Here is a 22,985-nt window from a genome sequence, read left to right on the forward strand (position 1 = left end):
ACCATGACAGCCATCCTGCGCCAGCTCAGCGAGCGCTTCGAGCGTCCCGGCGAAGCCGGGCGGATCGTCATCTGGTCGGACCCCGAAGGCAGATACACCGACTCGCTGGATACCTTCTCCCTCCCGGACGTCACCGTGCTGCGGGTGGAAAACAACGAGTTCGCCCTGAAGCGCCGGGTCTTACTGACCGAATCGAAGCGCAAGTTCCTGCTCTACCGCTTCCGCGAGCCAGACACCCCGGAAACCGTCACCGACAACTGGCTCAAGGACATGGAGCTCGCTTACGGGACCTTCACCGCGGACCACACCTCGCTCCTGGTGCAGGAGCTCGGGGGCGGATCGGCGCTGCGTAGCGTCGTCGCTCAGTACCCGCTCTTTTTCGACAGCGGGCAGCGCCGCGACGAGCTCAAGGCCCGCCTGCGCCCGGATGACGACGCTGCCGCCATCGCCGCCTCCATGGTCGCCGTTGTGCTGGGCACTGAGGAGCGCTCGTTGGAGGCGCTCTGGCGGGCACTGCTGATGGAGAACGCGGACGGGGAGTCCACCGGCATCGATACGATCACTCGCCTGGGACTCGCCGAGTTTCACTGGAAAGGGACGCGCAACATCTACGGATACGCCCCCGAGGAAGAGCCCAACGTCGATGACTTCGTGGCGTGGCTATTCAACCGGGCGTGGGAAGAGTTCGCCCCCACCCGTGCGGACTTAGGGGCCGAACAGTACGCCAACATCCGCCGCGACTTCAGCACGTGGCACAACGACTTCCGGTTCGCCGAGTCCTACCGGCGTTTGGCTCGTCGTGCGGCAGAGTTGCTAGGCATTGCGGAGCGTGTCGCCGACTTCGACCTGCCAGAGCTGCTGAGCCGGCGGACATTCCCTCTGGTGGACCAGGAAATCGTCCGGCGTCTGGCGCAGCAGGTACAAGAGCGCAGCTTGACGGACAAGGAAGTACAGGAGGCCGTGCAGAGTCGTGCTGCGTTGCCGTGGCACAGCAAGTTCAAGGCCGGTTACGAGGCTGTCAGCGCGGCGTCAACCCTGCTGACTCGTATCGACGCCGGGTCTTGGAACATGTCCTCCCTGCAGGATGGCTTCGAGCGCTACACCCAGCACTGGTTCACCATTGACCAGGCCTATCGGCGGTTCAACCGAAGCCTCAACCTCTACGAGCCGGACTCTGCTCTCGGCATACTGAAGACGGCGGTAGAAGCAGCTTACATCAGAGACTTCCTCACGCCGCTCGGGCAGGAGTGGCGCAGGCACATCGAGGGTTTGGAACGGTGGGAGGTCGATTCGGTTCCTTCTGCCACGTCTTTCTTCACTGATCAGGTCAGCAGGCCTTGGCTGGACAAGGGCAAGAAGATCGTCGTCATCATCTCTGACGCGCTGCGCTACGAGGTGGGCGAGGAGCTGGCACGACGTGTCAGCCAGGAGGACCGCTTCACGGCCAGGCCGTCAGCCATGCTTTCGGTGCTGCCCTCCTACACCCAGCTCGGCATGGCAGCACTATTGCCGCATAAGTCCCTTGCCTTTGCCGACGACGGGTTAGTGGAGGTGGACGGTAATCCCAGTGCGGGAACCGAGAACCGCAGCAGGATACTCACGTCAGCAGGGGGTACCGCGATCCAGGCCAATGACCTCCTCGACATGAAGCCAGTTGACGCCCGCGATTTAGTCAAGAGCCACCAGCTGCTCTACGTCTACCACAACCAGATCGACAACACCGGAGACAAGCAGGCCACCGAGTCAGACACCTTCCGCGCCTGTGAGGTCGCCATCGAAGAGCTGGTCAGGCTGGTGAAGAAGCTGGCGAACGCCAACGTCAACAACGTCCTCATCACCGCCGATCACGGCTTTCTGTACCAGGAAAGCCGTTTAGAGGGGCAGGACTATCTATCTGTCAAACCGCACGGTGACACCCTGCTGCATGTGAATCATCGCTTCGCGCTGGGGCACGGCCTCAAGCGAGACCCCGCATTCATCACCTTCTCATCCCAGCAGCTTCAGATGGTTGGAGACATCGAGGCTCAAGTGCCCGCCTCCATCCACCGAATCCGCACCACCGGCTCCGGTACGCGTTTCGTGCACGGTGGCGCTTCTCTGCAGGAGGTCGTGGTACCTGTCATCGCCGTCAACAAGGGACGTTCCTCGGACATTCGCAAAACTCCCGTCAAGATCGTCACCGAAACTGACAAGATCACCACCGGGCAGATCACCATCATGCTGTTCCAACAAGAGCCGGTCAGAGAGAAGGTCAAGGCGCGCCGCCTGGTCGCAGGACTGTATGCAGGCAACACACTGATCTCCGACGAAGTCACAGTGGACTGCTCACAGGCCTCGCCAGAAGCCAGGGACCGGTTCTTCCCGCTCACGCTGACGCTGAGTAGGGATGCGGACGCTTTCAACGGCAAGACCATCGAGCTGCGGCTGCACGAACTGGTCGGTTCGCAACGCCGCCCCTATAGCGAAAAAGCTCATTTCACCCTCTCACGAACCTTCACCAGCGACTTTGGTGCGGACTTCGACTTCTAGGATGCAACCATGACAACCCCGGAACCCACCGAGCTCGAGCTGGCTGACCAGCTACAACACATCTCCCCCACGCCGCTGGACCGCAAGATCGCAGCGGCCTTCCCCGGCGTCGTCGTCCGCAAGGACCTTGTCAAGACCGTCAAGGGCAACGCCATCGTGCCCACTTACGTCCTGGAGTACCTGCTAGGCCAGTACGCGGCCACGGACGATGAGGCCACTATCCGTTCCGGCATCGAGCACGTCCGAACCATCCTCCGGGACCACTACGTGCACCGAGGGGAGAACCGACTCATCCAGTCGCGCATCCGGGAGAAGGGCCGGCACCGCATCATTGACAAGGTCTCCGTCTCCCTCAATGAGAGGCTGGACATCTATGAGGCCGAGTTCTCCAACCTGGGCATCAGCAGGGTGGAGGTCAGTGCAGAAACGGTACGCAACCACCCCAAGCTCCTGACCGGCGGTGTCTGGTGCATCTGCGACATCGTCTACGCCTACTCGGGCAACTCAAAAGACGTTCCCTGGCGGTTGCACTCACTCAAGCCCATCCAGCTCTCACGCCTGGACCTGGACTCCTATACTCACACCCGGGAACAGTTCAGCACCGAGGAGTGGATCGACCTACTCATTCAGTCCATCGGTTTCAACCCCGCCATGTTCGGCCCCCGCGCCAAGCTCCTTCACCTGGTGCGGCTGATTCCTTTCGTTGAGCGCAACTACAACCTGGTGGAGCTCGGCCCCAAGGGAACCGGCAAGTCGCACATCTACTCCGAGTTCTCACCTCACGGCATGTTGATCTCCGGGGGCGAGGTGACCGTCCCGAAACTCTTCGTGAACAACGCCTCCGGGAGAATCGGGCTGGTCGGCTACTGGGACTGCGTTGCCTTTGACGAGTTCGCCGGAAAGAAAAAACGTGCCGACCGCGCACTCGTTGACATCATGAAGAACTACATGGCCAACAAGTCCTTCTCCCGCGGTGTCGAGACACTCGGCGCGGAAGCATCCATGGTGTTCGTTGGCAACACCTCCCATACTGTGCCCTATATGCTCAAGAACTCCGACCTGTTCGAGGAGCTTCCCGAGCAGTACCATGATCCTGCTTTCCTGGACCGCATCCACTGCTACGTGCCCGGTTGGGAGTTCGAGCAGATTCGTGGCGAGATGTTCTCCGGCGGCTACGGCTTCGTCGTCGACTACCTGGCCGAGGTCCTCCGCTCTTTGCGCGACATCGACTACTCGCACCACTATGAACGCTATTTCGCGCTATCGGACGACCTGTCCACTCGTGATCGAGATGGCATCCACAAGACCTTCTCCGGCCTCATGAAGCTCATCCATCCCTCCGGGCAGGCCAGCCCAGATGAGATCGGTGCCCAGCTTCGGATCGCACTCGAAGGGCGTAAACGCGTCAAGGACCAGCTCATCCGCATCGATGACACCATGACGGCGGTCAACTTCGAATACACCCACGCGGGACAGACCCATAAGGTGACTACTCTGGAGGAAGACGAGTATCCAGAGCTATACCACCCGGGTACCGAAGCAGGCGCGGCCCGCTCCGAATCCGCTGATAAGACCACTCCAACCAACGGCGCCAACAGCACCGTTGACGTGGCTCCCAAGAAGCAGAACTCGAGACCAGAACTGAAAGAACAGCGTCTCGAGCTCGCCGAAGGTAGGCGCGGCTTCACTTTCGACCGGTATATTGGCCCATATGTGCGCGGAGCTACCCGTATCGATGTCGTTGACCCGTATATCCGCCAGCCCTACCAGGCGCGCAACCTGATGGAGCTCATTGAGACCATCGCCAAATACACCGACACCACAAAGGAAATCACCGTCCACCTGACCACCAAATGCGATAAAGATCCGGACTATGCAACCAAGCAGCAGGAGAAACTAGAGACGATCCGCACCAACTCGGCCGTCGCCGGCATCAAGTTCGAGTATTCATTCAACGACACTATCCATGACCGCTCGATCACTACCGACACGGACTGGATCATCATGTTGGGACGCGGACTGGACGTATTCCAGCCCTTCGATACCGACTGGCTCGATCTGCGCCTGCGTCAGCAGTACTTCCGCCAGGTCAAGGAGTTCACCATCGCATACATGCGCAAGCAGTAGAGCCCGGTACTCCACCCATGCCAGCTGCCTGAAACCCACTGCGGGCACAGTGACGACGGTGCCAGTCATCGTCCAACAGCTGGTGCCCTCAACGGATCAGCATGGCCAGCGTCCCACCAACGAGCAGCGCCATCCCGGCAAGGTACCGCCTGCTGACGGCCTCTCGCAGGACGAGGGCGGAGAAGAGGACGGTGACCAGGACGCTCAGCTTGTCGATGGGGACGACCACGCTTGCAGGACCGTCCTGGAGGGCCCGGTAGTAGCAGAGCCAGGAGGCACAGGTCGCGGCCCCGGAGGCCAGGACGAAGCCGAGTTCACCACGCGGCACGGCACGGACTTCCCGGAGCTTGCCGGTGACGGCCACCATCACCCAGGCCATCACCAGGACCACCCCGGTGCGGATCGCGGTACCGAGGTTGGACTCCACCCCGGTGATGCCGGCCTTACCGAGGATCGCGGTGAGTGCGGCGAAGAAGGCTGAGCCGAGCGCATAGAGCAGCCAGCCTCCGCCGTCGCGCACGGCCCGGGGCAGGCCGCGCAGGTCATCGGCGTCGAGCATCAACAACGTCCCGACCGCGATCAGAGCCACTCCGAACGCACCGATGAGGCTCACTCGCTCCCCCAGGAACATGAGGGCCAGCAGCACCGTCAGCACTGTGCTCAGCTTGTCGATCGGCACGACCTTGCTGACGTTGCCGAGCTGGAGCGCCTTGAAGTAGCACAGCCAGGAGGCCCCGGTCGCCAGCCCCGAGAGCACCAGCAGGCCGGTGCTGCGGGCATCGAGGCGGGCCAGCTCGGCCTGCGAGCCAACGATAAACACCATGCCCCAGGCGCCCGCCAGCACCACAACAGTGCGCAGCGCCGTCGCCACGGTCGAGTCGGTGGTGCGGATCCCCTCCTTGGCCAGGACGGCGGTGATGCCGGCAAAAAGCGCTGAGCCGCAGGCGAAGACGATCCACATAAGGCAACCCTAACCCCACCTGCACTACCGCACGGCGGGCACGAAGGTCCTCGTCCTCGCGCCCGCCATTGCGAACTGTTCCCGGCTCAGCGGGTCTTGCGCGGCACGGTGGAGGCCGCCACCCCCAGGACCACCAGACCGAAGCAGATCAGGTAGGCCAGGTATCGGAAAAAATCGTCGGAGGGCTCGCTGGCCAACGTGAGCTCGGTGACGGCGTCGACCGCCCAGCTCATGGGCAGGGCGTCACCGACCACCTCCAGGGCACGCGGCAGCTGGTCGCGGCTGACCAGGAGCCCGCACAGGAACAGCTGGGGCGCGATGACCACCGGCATGAACTGGACGGCCTGGAACTCGGTGCGCGCAAAGGCCGAGACCAGCAGTCCCAGGGACACCCCGACGAAGGCGTCGATCAGCGCGGTGAGCACCACCCATCCCCAGGAGGCGGAGATGTCCACGTCCAGGCCCCAGGCGGCCACAGCGCACAGGATGAGGGACTGGATGACAGCGGTCAGCGCAAAGGCTGTGGCGTAGCCGAACAGGAGGTCGGCCCGGTGGATCGGAGTGGTCCACAACCGCTCCAGGGTCCCACTCACGCGCTCGCGCAGCATGGCGACGCTGGTGACCAGGAACATGACCGTCGTCGGCAGGATCGCCATCATGGAGACGGCGATGTGGTTGAAGATCAGGTCCGCGCCGGGATAGTCGCGGTAGACGAAGTACAGCAGGGTCAGCAGCGCCGCGGGCACGATCGCGATGAGTCCGACCGTGCGCCGGTCGGCGCGCAGCTGGGTGAGGATGCGGCGAGTGGTGGCCAGGTAGGTGCGCAGGTGCATCAGCGCTGCCCTCCTTTCTGCTCGGGCCGGCTCTCAGAGTCGGCGATGACGGCCAGGAAGGCGGCGTCGACCGTATCCGCCCCGGTGCTGGCCAGGAGATCCTTGGCCGTGGTGGCGGCCAGGATGCAGCCCTGGCGCATGAGGAGGACCTGGTCGCAGCGGAAGGCCTCGTCCATGACGTGACTGGAGACCAGGAGGGTGGCGCCGCGCTCGGCCAGGGCGTGGAAGGTGGTCCATAGCTCCTCGCGGGTGACCGGGTCCAGACCGACGGTCGGCTCATCCATGACGAGCAGGTCGGGGTCAGCCACGAGCGCGCAGGCCAGGCTCACGCGCCCGGCCTCGCCGCCGGAGTAGGTGGACACGGGTCGGTCGGCCAGGGAGGTGAGCCCGACGACGTCGAGGACCTCGTCCAGGTCGCGGGCCCGGCTGCCGGCCAGGGAGGCGAAGTAGCGCAGGTTCTGGCGGGCGGTCAGGTCTCTGTAGACGGCCTGGTCCTGGGTGACGTAGCCGACCCGACCGCGCACGGCGGCGACTCCGGGGGCGTGCCCGAGAACCTCGAGCTGCCCGTGGTAGCGCTGGACGCCGACGACGGTGCGCATGAGGGTGGTCTTGCCGCAGCCCGAGGGGCCGAGCAGGCCGGTGATGGTGCCGGGCGCCAGGTTCAGGTTCAGGCCGTGGAGGATCTCCTTGCGCCCGCGGGTCACGCGCAGGTCCGTCGCGGTGACGGCCGGCTGCGCCGAGGAGGCAGAGGCCGTGATGTCTCGACTGGAGTCGTGCGATTGGTTGCTGGCCCCCGACTCCCGGGGCGCTTCTCCTTCATCGCTTTTCATCATGTGATGAATATAGGTTGACGGCGACCCCCTGTCCAGAGCCTGGGGCTGGAAACTGTCCACATGGGACGACTTTGAATACCCCTTCAGCCAGAGCGGTTCCCATCCGTGCAGGTCAGGGTGGCTTAGCTGAGCCCCAGGCCAGAATCACAGCTTCAAAGCCGTCCCAAACGGACAAAACTCGGCTCGGAGACCGAGCCGATCTCAGTGATCAGGCGGGATCAGTGACGTCGGGCAGGTCGTCGAAGGCGTAGCGCTGGATAGTGGGGCCGACGAGCGCAGCTAGCGCCTCGACGTCGAGGCCGGCGATGTGGTCCATGCGGGCGACCCAGCGGGCCAGGCCGAGTCCGATGATCTGGCTGGCGATGAGCTGGGCGCGCAGCTGGGGGCGGTCGGGGCAGAAGTGGGTGACAATCGGCGCGAGGATTCCGGTGGCGATGAAGTCGCGGAAGGGCTCGACGTCGCCGCCCTGGCCGAGCGCGGCATGGATGACCGCCGTGAAGCGGTCCGCCCCAGCCTCGTCCCACAGGCTGATGACGGCGCGCACGATCCCCTCCCCCAGCTGCTCGGGCTCGAGCTCGGTGATGGAGGCCGCCCGGTGCATGAGGTTGGCGTCGACCCCGGCGGTCGACTCGATGACGGCCTTCGCGAAGAGTGTGGCTCGGTCCGGGAAGTAGTGGTGGACCAGGGCCGGGTCGACGCCAGCGTCGCGCGCGATGCCGCGCAGGGAGGTCTGGTAGCCGTCGCGGGCGAATGTGGTGCGGGCCGCCGCCAGGATGGCCTCGCGCGTGTCCGGACTGCCCGCCGGCCGCCGCCCCCTCGGGCTCATCGCTCACTCGTCTCGCTCATAGTCAGAGCATGCCCGCAAGCCGCCCCATTGGGAAGCAGCCGCGCTACGGCTCCCAACCGCCGCGCGACCCTCCGCACGCAGGCAGGTGCCGCCAGCATCATTGTTTCTGCGACCTCTCAGCGCGTGCTATCTGATGTAGTCGAGCAGCCATTCGCGCACGTCCCGAAGGACAGATCCCTCCACGACTCCGATCTTTTTGGCGAGACGCTGACGTGAGATCGTGCGCACCTGTTCGGTCATGGCAAACGACCGCTGCTCCATCCCTGCTCCCGCATTGAGCTCCACGTGATTCGGCCAGCCCCGATCCTTCGTTGTCACAGGAACTACGACGACAAGCGTCGTCACCGTTCGATGGAATCGTTCATTGGACACGATGAGGACCGGACGGCGCCCGGACTGCTCTCGCCCGACAGCAGGGTCGGGAAGTGCCCACCACACCTCGCCCGGCTCAACCGGGACTGCTAGCTCCATGCTTCCGACTCCCAGTCACGGAGCTCGTTGAGGTAGGTCTCGTCCGGCGGATGCACCTCCATTGCACGCCGCACCTCGGCGAAGCGGCGCTCACGGGCCGCCTCCTCCAGCAGCTCCTTGAGCGCGGTATCCATGGTCACCCCGCGCTCTGACGCCAGGGCCCGCAAGCCGTCCCTCGTGCTGCGCTCCACCTTGATCGTCGTCATGCCAGTCATACTCATAGTATGTATGACGGTCATACCCTTGTGAAGGCGGCTCATTCCATTCCCTGGTCAGGACTCGAGCAACGCACTCGCGCGTTTCACTCCCACAGGCCGCTGGCGTGGGCGAGGACGGCCAGGGCGACGGGGCCGGCTGAGGCGGTGCGCATGACGTGGGGGCCCAGCCGCACCGTCGTCGCCCCGGCGGCCTCCAGGGCCGCCGTCTCCTCGGGGCTGATGCCGCCCTCCGGACCCACGACGACGGCTAGCGCCCGCGGTGCCTCTCCGGGCGCGGGCAGGCGCACCGACTCCATGGCGGTGCTGATCGGGGTTCTGGCCTCCTCGTGCAGGACCAGCACCACTCCCCCGCCGCGAACAGTCTGCCCCACCCAGTCGGCCAGCCTGCGGGTGTCCCGCACCTCCCCGACCTCGGGGACGCGGGCCCGCCGGGCCTGCTTGGCGGCCTGGAGGGCGGTGGCCTGCCAGCGCTGGCGTCCCTTGGCCTGCTTGGCCCCCTGCCACACGGACACGCAGCGCTCGGACTGCCAGGGCAGCACCAGTTCCACCCCGACCTCGGTGGCGGTCTCCACGGCCTGCTCGTCGCGCCCGCCCTTGGCCAGGGCCTGAACGAGGGTGAGCCGCAGCGGCGGCTCGGGCTCCTCAACGCGCTCCAGGACCCGCACGGCCAGACGGTCCTTGGCTCCGCCGACGCCAGCCCCGGTCACCTCGCACAACAGACGCAGGCCCGCGCCGTCAACGAGGTCCACGCGCTCCTGGGCACGCAGGCGCTTGACGGTCACGGCATGGCGGGCCTCGGGTCCCGTGAGCATGAGGACGGTGCCGAAGGTGGCCGAGGCGACGGCGTCGGCGGGCTCGATGGTCTCGGGCGTGAAGAGGAAGACGGGTGCGGTCACGGCTCCAGCCTACGGGCCGTATCGAACCGGTGTCCGCCGGCGGTGCTAGCGTCAGTGACCATGACCGAGCCTTCAGCCGCCCATACCCCTCAGTCGTCCCCATCCCCCGCCTACACCACCGCCGTCACGGTGGAGGACTTCCGCCGCAACCTGGCCGCCATCCGCGCCCGGATTGACGCCGCCGCGAAGCGCGCCGGCCGCGACGCCGCCGAGATCCGTCTGCTGCCGGTGTCCAAGACCGTCCCGGAGGAGCGCCTGCGCACCGCCTTCGCCGCGGGCATCACCCAGATGGGTGAGAACAAGGTCCAGGAGGCCCAGCGCAAGAGTGAGAACCTGGCGGACCTGGGCATTTCCTGGTCGGTCATCGGCCACCTGCAGACGAACAAGGCCAAGAACGTGGCCGCCTTCGCTGACGAGTTCCAGGCCCTGGACTCCCTGCGCCTGGCCGAGGCCCTTGACCGGCGCCTCCAGGCGGCCGGGCGGGGCCTGGACGTCTACGTGCAGGTCAACTCCTCGGGCGAGCCCAGTAAGTTCGGGCTGGAGCCCGACGACGTCGCAGACTTCCTCGCAGCGCTACCGGCCTACTCCTCGCTGCGGGTGCGTGGGCTCATGACCCTGGCCGCCAACACCAGTGACGAGGCACGGGTGCGCGAGTGCTTCAGCGTCATGCGCCGGCTGCGCGACGCCGCGCTCGAAGCGGGCACCGTCGGCGACGGACTGCTGTCGATGGGAATGAGCGGGGACTTCGAGGCCGCCATCGAGGGCGGCTCCACCTGCGTGCGGGTCGGCCAGGCGATCTTCGGGGCCCGGGCCACCCCCGACTCCCACTACTGGCCCGAGACGCCTCAGAACGCTTAGCTACGGGTCGCCTGCTTAGCGCCCGGAGAAGCGCTCCTTGAGCTTGCCCATGACACTCGAGTCGCGCACGGGCTCGACGTCGTCCTCCCCGCGCAGGCGGGCCAGCTCGGCCAGCAGCTCGCGCTGACGGTCGTCCAGGCGCGTGGGGGTCTCCACGACGATGGACACGTGCAGGTCCCCGCGGCCCTTGCGGCGCAGGCGCCCCACGCCCAGGCCGTCGAGGACGACCTCGTCGCCGGGCTGGCTGCCGGCCTTGACGGTGACGTTCTGCTCGCCGTCGAGGGTCTGCAGCGGGAAGACGGCACCCAGGGCGGCCGCGGTCATGGGCACGCGCAGCTCGGTGTAGAGGTCGTCGCCGTCACGCTCGAGGAACTCGTGCGGCTTCTCGTGGATCTCCAGGTAGAGGTCGCCGTTGGGGCCACCGGCCGGGCCGGCCTCGCCGCGCCCGGACATGCGGATCCGGGTCCCGGTGGACACCCCGGCGGGGATGGAGACCTCCAGGTCCTGGCGCACCCGGGTGCGGCCCTCGCCGGAGCAGTCCTTGCAGGGGGTGACGATGACGGTGCCGTAGCCCTGGCAGCCCGGGCAGGGCGAGGAGGTCATCACCTGTCCCAGCAGGGTGCGGGTCATGCGCTGGACGTTGCCGACCCCGTTGCACTGGGAGCAGGTGACCGGCTCGGTGCCCGGTGCGCAGCAGGAGCCGTCGCAGGCGGTGCAGGTGACGTAGGTGTCGATGGGGACCGACCGGGTCGCTCCGAAGGCGACGTCGGCGAGCTCCACGTCCACGGCAACGAGGGCATCCTGGCCGCGGCGGGCCCGGGAGGCCGGTCCGCGGCTGGCCGCTCCCCCGCCGAAGAAGGACTGGAAGATGCCGCCCAGGTCGCCGAAGTCGGCTCCGGCGAACCCTCCGCCGAATCCGCCGCCGCCTCGCACGGCGTCCTCCCCGCCCAGGTCGTACATTTGGCGCTTGTCGGGGTCGGAGAGGACCTCGTAGGCGGAGGAGACCTCCTTGAACTCGTCCTCGTGGCCGGGGCCGGCGACGTCGGGGTGCAGCTGGCGGGCCTTCTTGCGGTAGGCCTTCTTGATCTCCTCGGGGCTGGCGTCGCGGCTGACGCCGAGGACCTCGTAGTAGTTGCTCACTGCGTTCTTCCTTTACGGCTACGACTTCTGCGGTGGTGGTCTGGGGGCGTGCCCGGCCGGGCCGCTTGGGGCGGGTCGGGCAGGCCGGTTCTCAGGTCTCCGGTGGGGACAGGAACCGGGACAGGTAGCGGGCCACGGCCCGGACGGCGGTCATGGTGGCCGGGTAGTCCATACGGGTAGGGCCGATGACCCCGAGGTGGGCGACGGCCTCACCGGTGCCCGGCCCGTAGGTGGTGGTGACGACGGAGGCCTCGGCCAGGGCGTCGTCGTTGTTCTCCGAGCCGATGCTCACGCGCATCCGGTTCTCGCCGGCCGGGGCGCCGTTGTCGGCGGTGAACAGGCGAAGCAGCACCACCTGCTCCTCGACGGCGTCCAGGAGGGGCCCCAGGGAGGAGAAGTCGGGGGTGGCGCGAGCCAGGTTCGCGGTCCCAGCGACGACGAGCCGCTCCTCCGCGTCGGGGCGCAGGGCGGTGATGAGCTCGTCGGAGACGGCCTCGAGCAGGAAGCGCTCGTCGGCGGACGCCTGCTCGGCCAGGGCCGCCAGGATCGGGGCGACGTCGGCGGCGCGGCGGCCCGCGAGGGCGCCGTTGAGCCGGGTGCGCAGGCGCTCCAGGACGAGGGGGTCGACGACGTCGGCGATGTCGAAGCCCCCGTCATGGCGCGCGCTCAGGGAACCCCGGGACCTGAGGGTCACGGTGCGCTGGTCGACGCGGCCGGTGTCGGTGATGATGACCAGCAGGACGCGCTCGGGCCCCAGGGCCACGAGCTCGAGGTGCTGGAGCGCCGCGTACCGCAGGCTCGGGTACTCGACGACGGCGAGCTGGCCGGTCAGCTGGGCCAGGGCCCGCACGGTGCGGGCCACGACCTGCTCCAGGTCGACCGCTCCGGACAGGAGCGCGGTGATGGCGGCTCGCTCGGGTGCCGAGAGGGGCTTGATGCGGGCGACCTCGTCGACGAAGAGCCGGTAGCCCTTCTGGGTGGGTACGCGCCCGGCGGAGGTGTGCGGCTGGTGGATGTAGCCCTCATCCTCCAGGGCCGCCATGTCGTTGCGGATGGTCGCCGGGGACACGCCCAGGCGGTAGCGCTCCACGAGGGCCTTGGACCCGACGGGCTCGCGCGTGCGCACGTAGTCGGTGACGATGGCGGACAGGACCTTGAGACGTCGATCGTTGGCCACGGGTCCTCCTCCCCTCATCAGTGCCGAAACGCGATCAGTGCTGGCGTTAGGCGACAGGCCGCCCGCACACCGGTGGGGTGCGGCCAGCGATTAGCACTCACCCCACGTGAGTGCCATCCTACGCTGTGGTCCGGCGGGTCCACCGCCGGTGGACCGTGAGTTTCCCCTACCGTGCCGAGGGTGAACACGCCCGCCCCGTACCGCTCCCCCGTTCCCGGATCGACCGCCGCCCGCCGCGCCGCCCTGAGGGCTCGCGCCGAGGCGGAGCAGAAGCAGCAGGCGCAGGGCGCCCCGGCCGCTTCACGCTCGCGAGGCGGGGCGGCTGCGAGCACACCCACTGCCCGCAGGCCCTCGTCGAGTGACCGCTATGGCGGGGACGTGCTGTCGGTCAACCCGCACCGCACGGGGCCCGGCGCCATACGCCCGGAGTCGGTGCACGTGCCGGTGACGCCGGGACTGGTGGTTGAGGACCGCCAGACCGGCTTCGTCGGGGCCGCGGTGGCGGTGGAGAAGTCGGGCGGCCAGCACGTCGTGGTCCTGGAGGACCGCCACGGTGTGCGCCGCGGCTTCGCTCTGGGGCCGGGTTTCTGGATCGAGGGCCGCCCGGTGATCCTGGACCCGCCCGTGGCACGCAAGCGCAAGCCCACCGGCGCGGTGAGCGCCGCCGGCAGGCGGCTGACGGCCTCGGGCTCCTACGCGGTTGAGGGTGAGCGGGCCAAGGTGGCGCGCGCCTCGCGCATCTGGGTGGAGGGCAAGCACGACGCCGAGCTGGTGGAGAAGGTCTGGGGTGACGACCTGCGCCACGAGGGCGTCGTCGTCCTCATGCTCGACGGCGTCGACAACCTTGAGGAGGTTATGGCCGACTTCGGTCCGGCCCCCGAGCGGCGGGCCGGCGTCCTGGTGGACCACCTGGTGGCCGGTTCCAAGGAGTCGCGGATCGCCCAGCGGGTGTCCGAGATGCCCGGCGGGGAGAACGTGCTGGTCCTGGGGCACCCGTATGTGGACGTGTGGCAGGCGGTCAAGCCGGCCCGGGTGGGGCTGGAGCGCTGGCCGGACATCCCGCGGGGCACCGACATCAAGCACGGCACCCTGGAGGCACTGGGCTGGCCGCACGCCGACCAGGCTGACGTCGCCCGGGGCTGGCAGCGCATCCTGGCGACGGTGCGCTCCTACAAGGACCTCGAGCCGAGCCTGCTGGGCCGCATGGAGGAGCTCATCGACTTCGTCACCGCCCCGGGAACGCACTGACGAGCCTGGGTCCTCAGCTCACCCCTCTCGGGGGACCTCATAGGGCCATGGAAGTAGAAGTGGACACCGACGTCGCGGTCGTACCTTACGGCGCGCGTTCGAGGGGTAGAGGGTACGAACGCGCAACATAAGGTACGAACAGGCGGAGACTTCATCCGGCTCTCACAGCAGGCGCCGGTCCCCCTCCAGTCCGACAGGCGCTTCAGCCCTCAGCGGCCTCGGCCTGGTCGGCCAGTGCCAGGCGGCGGGACTGGGACAGCAGACGGGCGTCGAGCGCCAGCAGCCCCACGGTGAGCACTCCGCCCAGGGCCTTCCACAGGAGGCCCGGGGCGATGAAGAGCAGGACCATGGCGGCGATGATCGGCACCAGGTGCTTCATGGAGCGCCCCACGTAACCGCCGAAGCTGGGCATCTCAACGCCGTCGGACTCTGCGACAGACTTGACCATGAAGTTCGGGCCGTTGCCGATGTAGGTGATGGCTCCGCACAGGACGGCGCCCAGCGAGATGGACACGAGGTAAAGCTCGGGAATCCCGGCAACGTCGGCGCCGCCGGGGTGGGAGACCTTGCCGGCCATCTCGAAGAAGGTCGCGTAGGTGGGGGCGTTGTCCAGGACGGAGGAGAGGCCACCGGTGAAGACGAAGAAGGTGACCTCGTTGAGCGGCAGCGAGCCGGCCACCTCGTCGAGGTAGTGCAGGGCCGGGATCATGGTGAGGAAGATGCCGATGAACAGGATGGCGACCTCGGCGATGGGCCCCCAGGTGAACTGGTTGTCCTTGAAGCGGACCTCGCGGCTGCCCAGGAAGTAGGAGCCGGCCGCGGAGGCGAGCATGATGAACTCGCGAACGGGGATCCAGTCGCCCAGGGCGGCGTGACCCTCCTCGATGGCGTGGACGTCAACGGAGGGGGCGAAGGCGACGGCGGCGATGATGGCGGCGAAGAAGACGAAGTTGAGCGAGCCCTTGAGGCCCAGGGGCTCGATCTCGGTGTCGTCGTCGTGCACGGCCTTGGCGGGCTCCTGGGAGTAGTAGTAGGAGTCCAGGGCGTAGTAGCTCGCCAGCAGCATGGCGTTGACGAAGAGGTACTCACGCAGGAGGTTGAAGGTCCAGGTGAAGGGCACCCCGCGCAGGAAGCCCAGGAACAGGGGCGGGTCGCCCAGGGGCGTGAGGAGCCCACCGCAGTTGGCCACCATGAAGATCGTGTACAGCACCGTGTGCACCCGGTAGTGGCGTTCCTTGTTGGTGGCCAGCAGGGGCCGGATGAGGAGCATGGCGGCACCGGTGGTACCCACGAAGGAGGCGATGACTCCGCCGATGGCCAGGAAGATCGTGTTGTTGCGGGGCGTGGCCCGGATGTCGCCCTTGAGGAAGATACCTCCGGAGACGACGAACAGGGCCAGCAGCAGGCAGATGAACTGGACGTACTCCACCACGGCGGCGAAGACGGACGTCCAGCCCAGGGCAACCCACATCCATGCGGCCACCGGCACCCCCAGGCCCACGGCGACGATCAGCTGGCTGGAGTGCTTCTCCCACCAGTGGGCCGTGGCCGGGATCAGCGGTAGGACGGCGATACAGGCGAGCATGCCCGCAAAGGGCAGGACGGACCACCACTCAAGATGCACGGCATTTTCCTCACAGAATCGGGACTGTTCGCGTCACCATACCGTCCCGGGCATCAGTTTCCCCGGTGAGGGCCTGTGGTCTCTCGTGCTGAGACTGACTTTCCGGCCTGCTGCGGCCGCGGGACCGCGCCGGCCTCAGATCCAGCCGGCCAGTACCTTTCTGGCCTGCTGAGCCAGGGTGGCGACGACGCCGTCGGAGTCGTTGCCCCAGGGGACGTAGTGGAATCTGCCGCCCCCGGCAGTGGTGAAGGTCTCGCGGTTGAGCTGGTTGATCTCCTCGAGAGTCTCCAGGCAGTCCGAGACGAAGCCGGGGCAGATGACGTCGAGGCGGGGGCAGCCGGCGCGGCCCAGCTCTTCGACGGTGTCGATGGTGGCCGGCCCGATCCAGGCGGCGGGCCCGAAGACGGACTGGAAGGTGAGCTGGGCGAGGCCCTCGGGCAGGTCGAGTCGCCCTGAGAGGAGCTGGGCGGTGCGCTCGCACTCGGAGCGGTAAGGGTCTCCGGCGTCATGCATGGCCTGGGGGATGGAGTGGAAGGACAGCAGGAGGCGCTCGCCGGCGGCCGGGTCGGGACGGCCGTGGACCTGCCAGTGCTGCTCCAGGGCGGTGGCGAGGGCCTCGATGTAGGCGGGCGCCGTCTCGAAGGAGCGGATGGTGCGCAGCTCGGGCTGGTTGCGGGAGGCCAGGATGAAGCGGGCGGCCTCATCGACGACGGTGCCGGCCGAGGAGGCGGCGTACTGCGGGTAGAGCGGGATGAGGGCGATCCTGCGGCAGCCGGCCTCCATGAGCTCACCCATGACGCGGCGCAGGGCCGGCTGCCCGTAGCGCATGGCGATACGGACCTGGACCGATTCGCCGAGCTCGTCTTGGAGCAGCTCGCCCTGGCGCTCGCTGTAGTGCATGAGCGGGGAGCCCGAGCGGCTGGTCTCCTCGCCGGGGCGCCAGATGGTGGCGTACTTCGCCGCCGACGCGCGAGGTCGCACCCGCAGGATGATGCCTTCCAGGACGGGGCGCCACAGGAGGGGGTGCGTCTCAACGATCCGGCGATCGGAGAGGAACTCCCGCAGGAAGGGCCGGACGGCTCTGGCCGTGGGGGCCGCTGGCGTGCCGAGGTTGGCCAGGATGAGGGCGGGGCGCTCGTCCGCGTCACGCGGGTCAGGGATGGTGGGGCTCAGGGGCACGGATAACCTTGGGAGGGGAAGGATCGTTCTCGACGACGGCGTTGAGCGACGTCGGCCTCACTCTAGCCGAGCGGGTGCGCCCTCCAGCTCGCAACGAGTTCGCGCCCCGCCGGCTGGAGCTGGCGGGGCGCGAAGGAGACTGGGGGGGATGAGGTCAGCGAACGACGTCGTAGCCCTGGATGCGCACGTAGGAGTAGGCGGAGAGCAACATCACCAGCGGGACCGTCACCAGCCAGCCGATCAGTGTGATCGCGCCGAGAATGTAGAGGCCAACACCGGTCAGAGCGAAGGGGAAGAGCTCTCCGACATGACTGGACAGAGTGGCCCAGGACGCCTTCATTCCGGCGATGCCGTCCATCCCCTTGTCCACAGTGAAGTACACCGAGTAGTGGAAGAGGAAGGCCGCGATAATGCCTGGAACAACACACAGGAGGGAGCCCACGGACGTGGCGAGCCACGTGAGAAAAGCCGCGAGAAGGCTCGCACCGAAGTTCGGGAAAGTGAACAGGTCGCCCCAGGCCAAGGGTCTCCCGGTGGCCACCTTGATCGCCATGTGAGTGGTCACGATACTAGCGAAGAGACCAATGGCTAAGGCGATATAGGTTCCGAAGGGAACTCCCAGGCCGAAGCCGTGCTCCTCTCCGTTGACAGTGTAGTGGGCCTCTACAGTGAAGCTGGAAAGAACAGTCCACAGGCCCATACCCACAACGAGAATGAGCGCATTCTCCTTGAACTTGGACCACGCCCAGGACATGCCGTCACCGACGCTCAGCGGCGCCCCTCCCATCGCACCTGGAGGATAAGGAGGCATCCCTCCACCGGTGCCCATACCGGGCTGGGGACCGTAGCCCGGGACGGCCCCCGGCTGGGAGGCGTAGTCCGGACCGGCAGCGGGTTGAGGACCGTATCCCTGCGTCGCCCCGGGCTGAGGGCCATAGCCGGGTTGCTGTTGAGGGTCGGGGCCAGCCCCGTAGCCGGGCTGTGCCCCGTAGCCCGGAACGCTCCCGGCCTGGGGGTCGTAGCCTGGTTGCGGCCCATAGCCGGGGATACCTGCTCCCTGAGGGACACCACCAGCCTGGGAACCGTCGTCTGGGTAACCTGGATACTGTGGAGTAGTCATCCCGTCAGATTGCCACAACTCCCTGGCACTACACTGAAAATATCAAGACATCAGCAGGGGTAGATCGTGAGCGGCCCGCACCTGCCTACTCACAGCAAGGACCTTCATCCTACTGAAGCGGAGCGCGAGGACGACCTCCGTGGTGGCGCCCAGGAGATGCCCTCGACGCGCCACGCGACACCACTTACTGCCGCATCTTCTGGCTCTCCCGCAGTTTCCACCGGGCTGCGAAAAACGATTAAGAACTGCTCCGATCAGCCCTAGAATAATGAGAGCCGCAAGTACGCGCTTGAGCCAGATGGAAAGCGCAGTCAGAATACCTTCGATAGCAGATCGAAACCCCAACCTACCAGAAGTTCGGATCGGCTTCGGGCTCACTGGGTCAGGGCGCGGGTGACGGTGTCGGCCATGAGACGGCCGCGCAGGGTGAGGACCGCCCGGCCTCTCAGTGCCGCGCCGGCGTCGAGGAGTCCATCGCCGACGAGGCCGGCCACGACGGGCACCAGGTGCGGTGGGGTGGCTCGGCCCCTATCAGGCCGGTCTGCTGAGGGGCAGTCCGGCCGGTTCCCGAGGCTCGCCAGCTCGATGCCCTCACGCAGGCGGATGCCCAGCATGATCCGCTCCAGCTCGCGGGAGTCGGCGTCAATGACCTCGTGTCCGGCCACGGGCAGGTGACCAGTGGCGATCTGCCCGGCCCAGGCGACCGGGTGCTTGGTGTTCCACAGGCGCACGTCCCCCAGGTGGGAGTGGGCTCCGGGCCCGGCGCCCCACCAGTCCCAGTCGAGCCAGTAGGCCTGGTTGTGGCGGCACTCGGAGCCGGGCTGAGCCCAGTTGGAGATTTCGTACCACTCGTAGCCGGCCTGCCCCAGGGCGGCGTCGGCCATCTCGTACTTGGTGGCCTCGTCGTCGTCCTCGGGCATGGGCAGCTCTCCGCGACGGACCTGCCCCCACATGCGAGTGCCCTCCTCGATGACCAGGGCGTAGGCGCTCACGTGGTCCGGGCCGATGCGGGTCACCGCGTCCAGGGAGCGCTGCCAGTCCTCAGCGGACTCCCCCGGCGCCCCGTAGATGAGGTCCAGGGAGGTACTGAGGCCCGCCCGTCGTGCCCACTCCACCACGCGGGGCACCCGGGCGGGCTCGTGGGTGCGCTCCAGGACCTTCAGCACGTGGGGCACGGCCGACTGCATCCCGAAGGAGACCCGGGTGAAGCCGCCTTCGGCCAGGGCTGCCAGGCCGGCCTCGTCCACGGAGTCCGGGTTGGCCTCCGTGGTCACCTCCGCGTCGGCAGCAAGCCCGAAGCACTCGCGCACCAGCTCCAGCATGCTCACCAGGTCGGCGGCGGGCAGCATGGTGGGGGTTCCTCCGCCCACGAAGACGGTCTGCGCAGCGCGCACCGGCAGGCCCGCCTTGTCCATGGCGCGGCGGGCGGCGCGCAGCTCGCCGGCGAGGGTTCCCACGAAGTCCTCGGCCGAGGCGCCCTGCCCCATGGTCAGGTTCGTGTAGGTGTTGAAGTCGCAGTAGCCGCAACGCACTCGGCAGTAGGGCACGTGCAGGTACACCGAGAACGGGCGCTCATTGCCGTCCGGTGCGGAGGCTGCCGCCTGCGCCGGCAGCTCCCCCATCCCCGGCAGGGGCTCCCCCACTGGCTGGGTCGGGCTCACTGGTCGCCGCCTTGCTCGGCCTGCTCGTCGTCGCCGGACAGGACGCCGGCGGGAATGGCCGGCTCAGGCCTGCCGGAGTCGCCGGCGCGGGCCGCGATCTGGGCGCACACGGTCATAAGCACCAGTACCCCCACGACCATGGCGAAAGGAGCCACCCAGCCGCCGCTGTGCTCATGGACCCAGCCCATGACCACCGGCCCCGTGGCGGCCAGGCAGTAGCCGGTCGTCTGGATGACCGCGGTGGTTTGGCGGTTCTCGTCGACCGACGACGAGCGGCGGATGACCAGGGTGAACAGGGCGGCGAAGAAGGCGCCCTGCGCAATACCGGAGAGCATGCAAGGCACCAGCCAGTAGGTGGGGGCCACTGTCAGGCAGATCGGCAGCATGAGCCAGCAGGCGCAGATGACGCCCAGGACCCTGCTGGCCGGCCACCCCAGCGCCTCGAACATGACCGGGACCAGGAGGGGGCCCACGATTCCCAGCAGGGAGAACACGGAGGCAGCGACGCCCGCACCGGACTCGCTCATGGAGAGCTCGTCGACCAGGGCCGTGGGCAGCCACCCCGAGATCGCATAGTAGGAGAAGGTCTGGGCCGCGAAGGCCACCGCCATCACCCAGGTCAGGGGGCGTTTCCAGACGGCGGCACCGGTCGACGACGTCGGACGGGCCAGGGAGCGCTCCGTCACCCAGGAGGTCATGCCTGACCGCTCCCGCAGGCTCTGCCGGGGCGCCTGGCTGCCGGGCGGGAAGACCCACAGCCACATGGCACCGGCCAGCAGCACCGGGATGGCAGTCCAGGCGGCGGCCGAGCCCTGCCAGCCGATGAGGAGGGCCAGCGGTACGGCCAGGGCTGTGGCCGCGGTGACGATGACATTGCAGGTCGAGGAGTACAGGCCCGTCATGAGTGAGGTGCGGTGCCAGAAGTCGCGGCCGATGACCATGGGCGCCACCAGGTTGCCCACCGTCAGCCCCGCCCCGATGATGACGGTTCCGGCGAAGGCCGCCCAGGTGGTGCCGGCCGAGCGCAGCAGTGCCCCGGCCAGAGCCATGACCAGGGTGAGCAGGCCCGCGGTGTTGATGCCGACGCGGCGTACCACCATCGAGGCCAGTGGGGTGAGCAGCCCGAAGCACAGGATCGGCACGGAGGTCAGTGCGCCGCGTGCCACCTCCCCCATCCCCAGGTCCTGCCCCAGGCGCGTCAGCAGGGGCGGGATGACGCCGACCGGTGCCCGCAGGACCGCGCAGAACCCGAGGAAGCCGACGACGATGGCCATGAGCCAGGCGCGGCGGGGCAGCCTGGCAGCTGCGCTCACGACCGGTCCGCCGGGTGCAGCAGGCCGTCGCCGCGTCCCTCACGCAGGCGCCAGGGCTGGGACTCCAGGTGGTTCCAGACCTGCCCCTCGGCCTCGAGGTGATCCAGCATGGAGGCGCCGCGCTCGGGGATCCAGGCCGCCTCGGTGCGCACGGCGGTCAGGTCGCGGATCGTGCGCCCGGCATCCAGGCCCCGCTGCTCGAAGCGGGTCATGACCCGACCCTCGTAACGGGGTGACCACCCGCCGCGCACGCCCGCCGGGGATCCGGGGTCCAGGCCGTTGCCCAGGCTGTCCTCCTCGGCGGTCTCGGCCCCCAGGTCGGGGCGAGCACCGGCGTCGTCGTGCCGGAAGTAGGGCAGGGTGATGTCCGGGCGCAGGCCGGTGGGCAGCGCCGCCACGGCCTCGATGACGTCGCGCATCTGCCAGGCGTAGTCCGCCCAGTCGGTGGCCAGGCGCCACACCCCTCCGGGACGCAGCACCCGGGCCACCGAGTCGGCGAAGGCCGTGGTCACCAGACGGCGCTTGCGGTGGCGGGGCTTGCGCCAGGGGTCGGGGAAGAACACCCACACCTCACTGGCGCAGGACACCGGCAGGGCCGTGGCCAGCAGCTGGGAGGCGTCGGCGGGGACGACGCGCACGTTGTGCAGGCCCTGACGGTGGATCGAGGTCACCAGGCGGGCGATGGCGGTCTCCCAGACCTCCACCGCCAGGTAGTCCACCCCCGGGTGGGCGGCTGCATGCGCCAGGAGGGCCTCACCGCTGCCCGAGCCGACCTCGACGATCAGCGGCCGCACCTGGCCCATGTGTCCGAAGACCTTCTCCGGATCGAGGCGGAAGCTCGGGGACACGGTGCGCACGGCGTCGGCCCGCGGCACATCGACCACGTAGCGGGGGCCAAGCTGGGCCAGGGCCTCGGCCTGGACGGGACGCAGCCTGCCGCCGGCGCGCGAGAAGGAGCGCACCCTGGAGTGGATGGCGTGGGAGCGGGGCGGGTGGTGCTGAGCCATGCGGAGCCTTGCGTCCTTTACTTCTGTGAGGTCTCGAAACCGTCTGCCCGGGGTCGTCGGGCACCCAGCGGCGCCGTCAGCCGACCTGCTCGTGGGCGGCGGCCCGCACGTACTTCTTGGTGAAGTCGGCGATGACGCAGTTGCCGAAGATCTCGGAGTTGAGCAGTCCCTGGGCGTCGCGCGGGTCGTGGTGGGCGAACCAGCGCCTGCAGGTGACCCGGTGCCCCGGGGAGGAGACCACGCGCACCTCGTCGCCGGCCTGCACCGTCCCCTCGGTGAGCACCGCCAGGTAGACGCCCACCCGGTTGCGCGCCGAGAAGACCTCCACCCAGTCCGCACGGCCCACACCGCGGGCGAAGGTGGCACACGGGTTGCGCACGCCGGTCACCCTGACCCGCAGTCCTGCGTTGCTCGGGTCGCCGATGGACAGGATCGCGCCGATCTCCACGTCGTCGATGTCGCCCTCGATGAGGAGATTCTCCCCCAGCCGCCCCGGCTCGATACCGCCCAGGACCTCGGACCAGTGACGCTGCTCAGCGGCGCTCATGACGTAGAGGGCCTTATCACTGCCCCCGTGGTGGGCACGGTCCCCGTGCCTGTCGGTGACGATCCCGGTCCGGCTCACCTCAACCGGCCCGTCGACGGCGCCCTTGTGGATCGCCGAGACGCCCGCCGCTCCGGCGTCGGGCCGCAGCCCCTTGACGGTGCACACCGCGCCGACGGTTCCCACCAGGTCGCCGTCGTGGAACGGTGAGGGCTCGTCCTGGTGGCGCCCGTCCGCACCGGCGTGGGGCTCACCCAGCACCCGGGCCAGCTCCCGGGTCAGAACCAGGCCGGAGCCGTCGTCGCTCAGGGCAGCGTCAACCGTGGTCTGCCTGCTCGTGTCACTCATGTCCGCAGCCGTCCTTCCGTCGTCCGCCGGCGCCGTCCTAGTCCTGCTCGG

20 protein-coding genes are annotated in these 22,985 nt (G+C 68.0%); 4 read left to right on the forward strand and 16 right to left on the reverse strand.

The window, feature by feature from the left end; all coding sequences use genetic code 11:
* The first annotated feature begins 3 nt into the window (after nucleotides 1–3).
* Both pglZ and brxL read left to right on the forward strand, forming a co-directional pair.
* Entirely contained in the window at nucleotides 4–2,529 is a 2,526-nt protein-coding gene (gene pglZ / locus FK267_RS09845) for a BREX-1 system phosphatase PglZ type A (protein WP_170198626.1), read from the forward strand.
* Nucleotides 2,530–2,538: 9 nt separating this feature from the next.
* The gene (gene brxL, locus FK267_RS09850) at nucleotides 2,539–4,656 is read left to right on the forward strand and encodes a BREX system Lon protease-like protein BrxL (RefSeq protein WP_141407055.1); all 2,118 of its coding nucleotides are present in this window, start codon (nucleotides 2,539–2,541) and stop codon (nucleotides 4,654–4,656) included.
* Between the two features lie 88 nt (nucleotides 4,657–4,744).
* Here brxL and FK267_RS09855 read toward each other — a convergent pair whose 3' ends face one another.
* The 7 genes from FK267_RS09855 to FK267_RS09885 all read right to left on the reverse strand — a co-directional run bounded on the left by FK267_RS09855 (nucleotide 4,745) and on the right by FK267_RS09885 (nucleotide 9,715).
* Nucleotides 4,745–5,617, reverse strand: coding sequence for an EamA family transporter (locus FK267_RS09855; protein ID WP_141407056.1), 873 nt, complete (start codon nucleotides 5,615–5,617; stop codon nucleotides 4,745–4,747).
* Nucleotides 5,618–5,703: 86 nt separating this feature from the next.
* Nucleotides 5,704–6,450, reverse strand: a complete 747-nt coding sequence (locus FK267_RS09860) for an ABC transporter permease (protein ID WP_075378166.1) — start codon at nucleotides 6,448–6,450, stop codon at nucleotides 5,704–5,706.
* On the reverse strand, nucleotides 6,450–7,283 hold the full coding sequence (locus tag FK267_RS09865) for an ABC transporter ATP-binding protein (RefSeq protein ID WP_198498159.1): 834 nt from the start codon (nucleotides 7,281–7,283) through the stop codon (nucleotides 6,450–6,452). Before FK267_RS09865 ends, FK267_RS09860 begins: the two co-directional genes overlap by 1 nt.
* 208 nt (nucleotides 7,284–7,491) lie before the next feature.
* Nucleotides 7,492–8,109, reverse strand: a complete 618-nt coding sequence (locus FK267_RS09870; protein WP_141407057.1) for a TetR/AcrR family transcriptional regulator — start codon at nucleotides 8,107–8,109, stop codon at nucleotides 7,492–7,494.
* A gap of 147 nt (nucleotides 8,110–8,256) precedes the next feature.
* Nucleotides 8,257–8,601 carry a type II toxin-antitoxin system PemK/MazF family toxin gene (locus FK267_RS09875; protein WP_232622596.1) on the reverse strand — a complete coding sequence of 115 codons (345 nt, stop codon included), beginning with the start codon at nucleotides 8,599–8,601 and terminating at the stop codon, nucleotides 8,257–8,259.
* Nucleotides 8,592–8,816 carry a hypothetical protein gene (locus tag FK267_RS09880; protein ID WP_232622597.1) on the reverse strand — a complete coding sequence of 75 codons (225 nt, stop codon included), beginning with the start codon at nucleotides 8,814–8,816 and terminating at the stop codon, nucleotides 8,592–8,594. The genes FK267_RS09875 and FK267_RS09880 overlap by 10 nt, the downstream gene beginning before the upstream one ends.
* Before the next feature lie 86 nt (nucleotides 8,817–8,902).
* Entirely contained in the window at nucleotides 8,903–9,715 is an 813-nt protein-coding gene (locus FK267_RS09885; protein ID WP_075378170.1) for a 16S rRNA (uracil(1498)-N(3))-methyltransferase, read from the reverse strand.
* 60 nt (nucleotides 9,716–9,775) lie between these two features.
* Between FK267_RS09885 and FK267_RS09890 the strand changes: the two genes are divergently transcribed.
* Complete coding sequence (locus tag FK267_RS09890; protein ID WP_141407058.1) at nucleotides 9,776–10,573, forward strand: YggS family pyridoxal phosphate-dependent enzyme; 798 nt, start codon at nucleotides 9,776–9,778, stop codon at nucleotides 10,571–10,573.
* A gap of 15 nt (nucleotides 10,574–10,588) precedes the next feature.
* Here the strand turns inward: FK267_RS09890 and dnaJ are convergent, their stop codons facing one another.
* Both dnaJ and hrcA read right to left on the reverse strand, forming a co-directional pair.
* The gene (dnaJ, locus tag FK267_RS09895) at nucleotides 10,589–11,713 is read right to left on the reverse strand and encodes a molecular chaperone DnaJ (protein WP_141407059.1); all 1,125 of its coding nucleotides are present in this window, start codon (nucleotides 11,711–11,713) and stop codon (nucleotides 10,589–10,591) included.
* Between the two features lie 91 nt (nucleotides 11,714–11,804).
* Nucleotides 11,805–12,890, reverse strand: a complete 1,086-nt coding sequence (hrcA, locus tag FK267_RS09900; RefSeq protein WP_075378173.1) for a heat-inducible transcriptional repressor HrcA — start codon at nucleotides 12,888–12,890, stop codon at nucleotides 11,805–11,807.
* A 171-nt stretch (nucleotides 12,891–13,061) separates the two neighbouring features.
* On the opposite strand from hrcA, the gene FK267_RS09905 reads away from it, so the two are divergent.
* The gene (locus tag FK267_RS09905; RefSeq protein WP_141407060.1) at nucleotides 13,062–14,138 is read left to right on the forward strand and encodes a DUF3097 domain-containing protein; all 1,077 of its coding nucleotides are present in this window, start codon (nucleotides 13,062–13,064) and stop codon (nucleotides 14,136–14,138) included.
* A gap of 202 nt (nucleotides 14,139–14,340) precedes the next feature.
* Here FK267_RS09905 and FK267_RS09910 read toward each other — a convergent pair whose 3' ends face one another.
* From FK267_RS09910 to FK267_RS09940, 7 genes are all read right to left on the reverse strand, one after another.
* Nucleotides 14,341–15,762: a sodium:proton antiporter gene (locus FK267_RS09910; RefSeq protein ID WP_141407061.1), complete on the reverse strand. Its 1,422-nt coding sequence runs from the start codon at nucleotides 15,760–15,762 to the stop codon at nucleotides 14,341–14,343.
* Between the two features lie 135 nt (nucleotides 15,763–15,897).
* Nucleotides 15,898–16,941 carry a ferrochelatase gene (gene hemH, locus FK267_RS09915; protein ID WP_141407062.1) on the reverse strand — a complete coding sequence of 348 codons (1,044 nt, stop codon included), beginning with the start codon at nucleotides 16,939–16,941 and terminating at the stop codon, nucleotides 15,898–15,900.
* A 154-nt stretch (nucleotides 16,942–17,095) separates the two neighbouring features.
* Nucleotides 17,096–17,770, reverse strand: coding sequence for a hypothetical protein (locus FK267_RS09920; RefSeq protein ID WP_249039345.1), 675 nt, complete (start codon nucleotides 17,768–17,770; stop codon nucleotides 17,096–17,098).
* Between the two features lie 665 nt (nucleotides 17,771–18,435).
* Nucleotides 18,436–19,683 (reverse strand): radical SAM family heme chaperone HemW, encoded by a 1,248-nt coding sequence (gene hemW, locus FK267_RS09925; RefSeq protein WP_232622603.1) that lies wholly within the window; start codon nucleotides 19,681–19,683, stop codon nucleotides 18,436–18,438.
* A gap of 35 nt (nucleotides 19,684–19,718) precedes the next feature.
* Entirely contained in the window at nucleotides 19,719–21,035 is a 1,317-nt protein-coding gene (locus tag FK267_RS09930) for an MFS transporter (protein WP_141407064.1), read from the reverse strand.
* Complete coding sequence (gene trmB, locus FK267_RS09935) at nucleotides 21,032–22,042, reverse strand: tRNA (guanosine(46)-N7)-methyltransferase TrmB (protein WP_141407065.1); 1,011 nt, start codon at nucleotides 22,040–22,042, stop codon at nucleotides 21,032–21,034. Before trmB ends, FK267_RS09930 begins: the two co-directional genes overlap by 4 nt.
* Before the next feature lie 76 nt (nucleotides 22,043–22,118).
* On the reverse strand, nucleotides 22,119–22,934 hold the full coding sequence (locus FK267_RS09940) for an MOSC domain-containing protein (RefSeq protein ID WP_141407066.1): 816 nt from the start codon (nucleotides 22,932–22,934) through the stop codon (nucleotides 22,119–22,121).
* Between the last annotated feature and the right edge of the window lie 51 nt (nucleotides 22,935–22,985).

The organism is Actinomyces oris, from assembly GCF_006546825.1.
GTDB lineage: Bacteria > Actinomycetota > Actinomycetes > Actinomycetales > Actinomycetaceae > Actinomyces > Actinomyces oris.

Excerpts from the sequence above, each read along its gene's own strand:
- FK267_RS09855 (WP_141407056.1), bottom strand. The coding sequence starts at position 5,617 with ATGTGGATCGTCTTCGCCTGCGGCTCAGCGCTTTTTGCCGGCATCACC.
- trmB (WP_141407065.1), bottom strand. The coding sequence starts at position 22,042 with ATGGCTCAGCACCACCCGCCCCGCTCCCACGCCATCCACTCCAGGGTG.
- brxL (WP_141407055.1), top strand. The coding sequence starts at position 2,539 with ATGACAACCCCGGAACCCACCGAGCTCGAGCTGGCTGACCAGCTACAA.
- FK267_RS09875 (WP_232622596.1), bottom strand. The coding sequence starts at position 8,601 with ATGGAGCTAGCAGTCCCGGTTGAGCCGGGCGAGGTGTGGTGGGCACTT.
- FK267_RS09920 (WP_249039345.1), bottom strand. The coding sequence starts at position 17,770 with ATGGGCACCGGTGGAGGGATGCCTCCTTATCCTCCAGGTGCGATGGGA.
- FK267_RS09880 (WP_232622597.1), bottom strand. The coding sequence starts at position 8,816 with ATGACTGGCATGACGACGATCAAGGTGGAGCGCAGCACGAGGGACGGC.
- FK267_RS09870 (WP_141407057.1), bottom strand. The coding sequence starts at position 8,109 with ATGAGCCCGAGGGGGCGGCGGCCGGCGGGCAGTCCGGACACGCGCGAG.
- pglZ (WP_170198626.1), top strand. The coding sequence starts at position 4 with ATGACAGCCATCCTGCGCCAGCTCAGCGAGCGCTTCGAGCGTCCCGGC.
- FK267_RS09890 (WP_141407058.1), top strand. The coding sequence starts at position 9,776 with ATGACCGAGCCTTCAGCCGCCCATACCCCTCAGTCGTCCCCATCCCCC.
- FK267_RS09860 (WP_075378166.1), bottom strand. The coding sequence starts at position 6,450 with ATGCACCTGCGCACCTACCTGGCCACCACTCGCCGCATCCTCACCCAG.
- hemW (WP_232622603.1), bottom strand. The coding sequence starts at position 19,683 with ATGGGGGAGCTGCCGGCGCAGGCGGCAGCCTCCGCACCGGACGGCAAT.
- FK267_RS09865 (WP_198498159.1), bottom strand. The coding sequence starts at position 7,283 with ATGATGAAAAGCGATGAAGGAGAAGCGCCCCGGGAGTCGGGGGCCAGC.
- FK267_RS09940 (WP_141407066.1), bottom strand. The coding sequence starts at position 22,934 with ATGAGTGACACGAGCAGGCAGACCACGGTTGACGCTGCCCTGAGCGAC.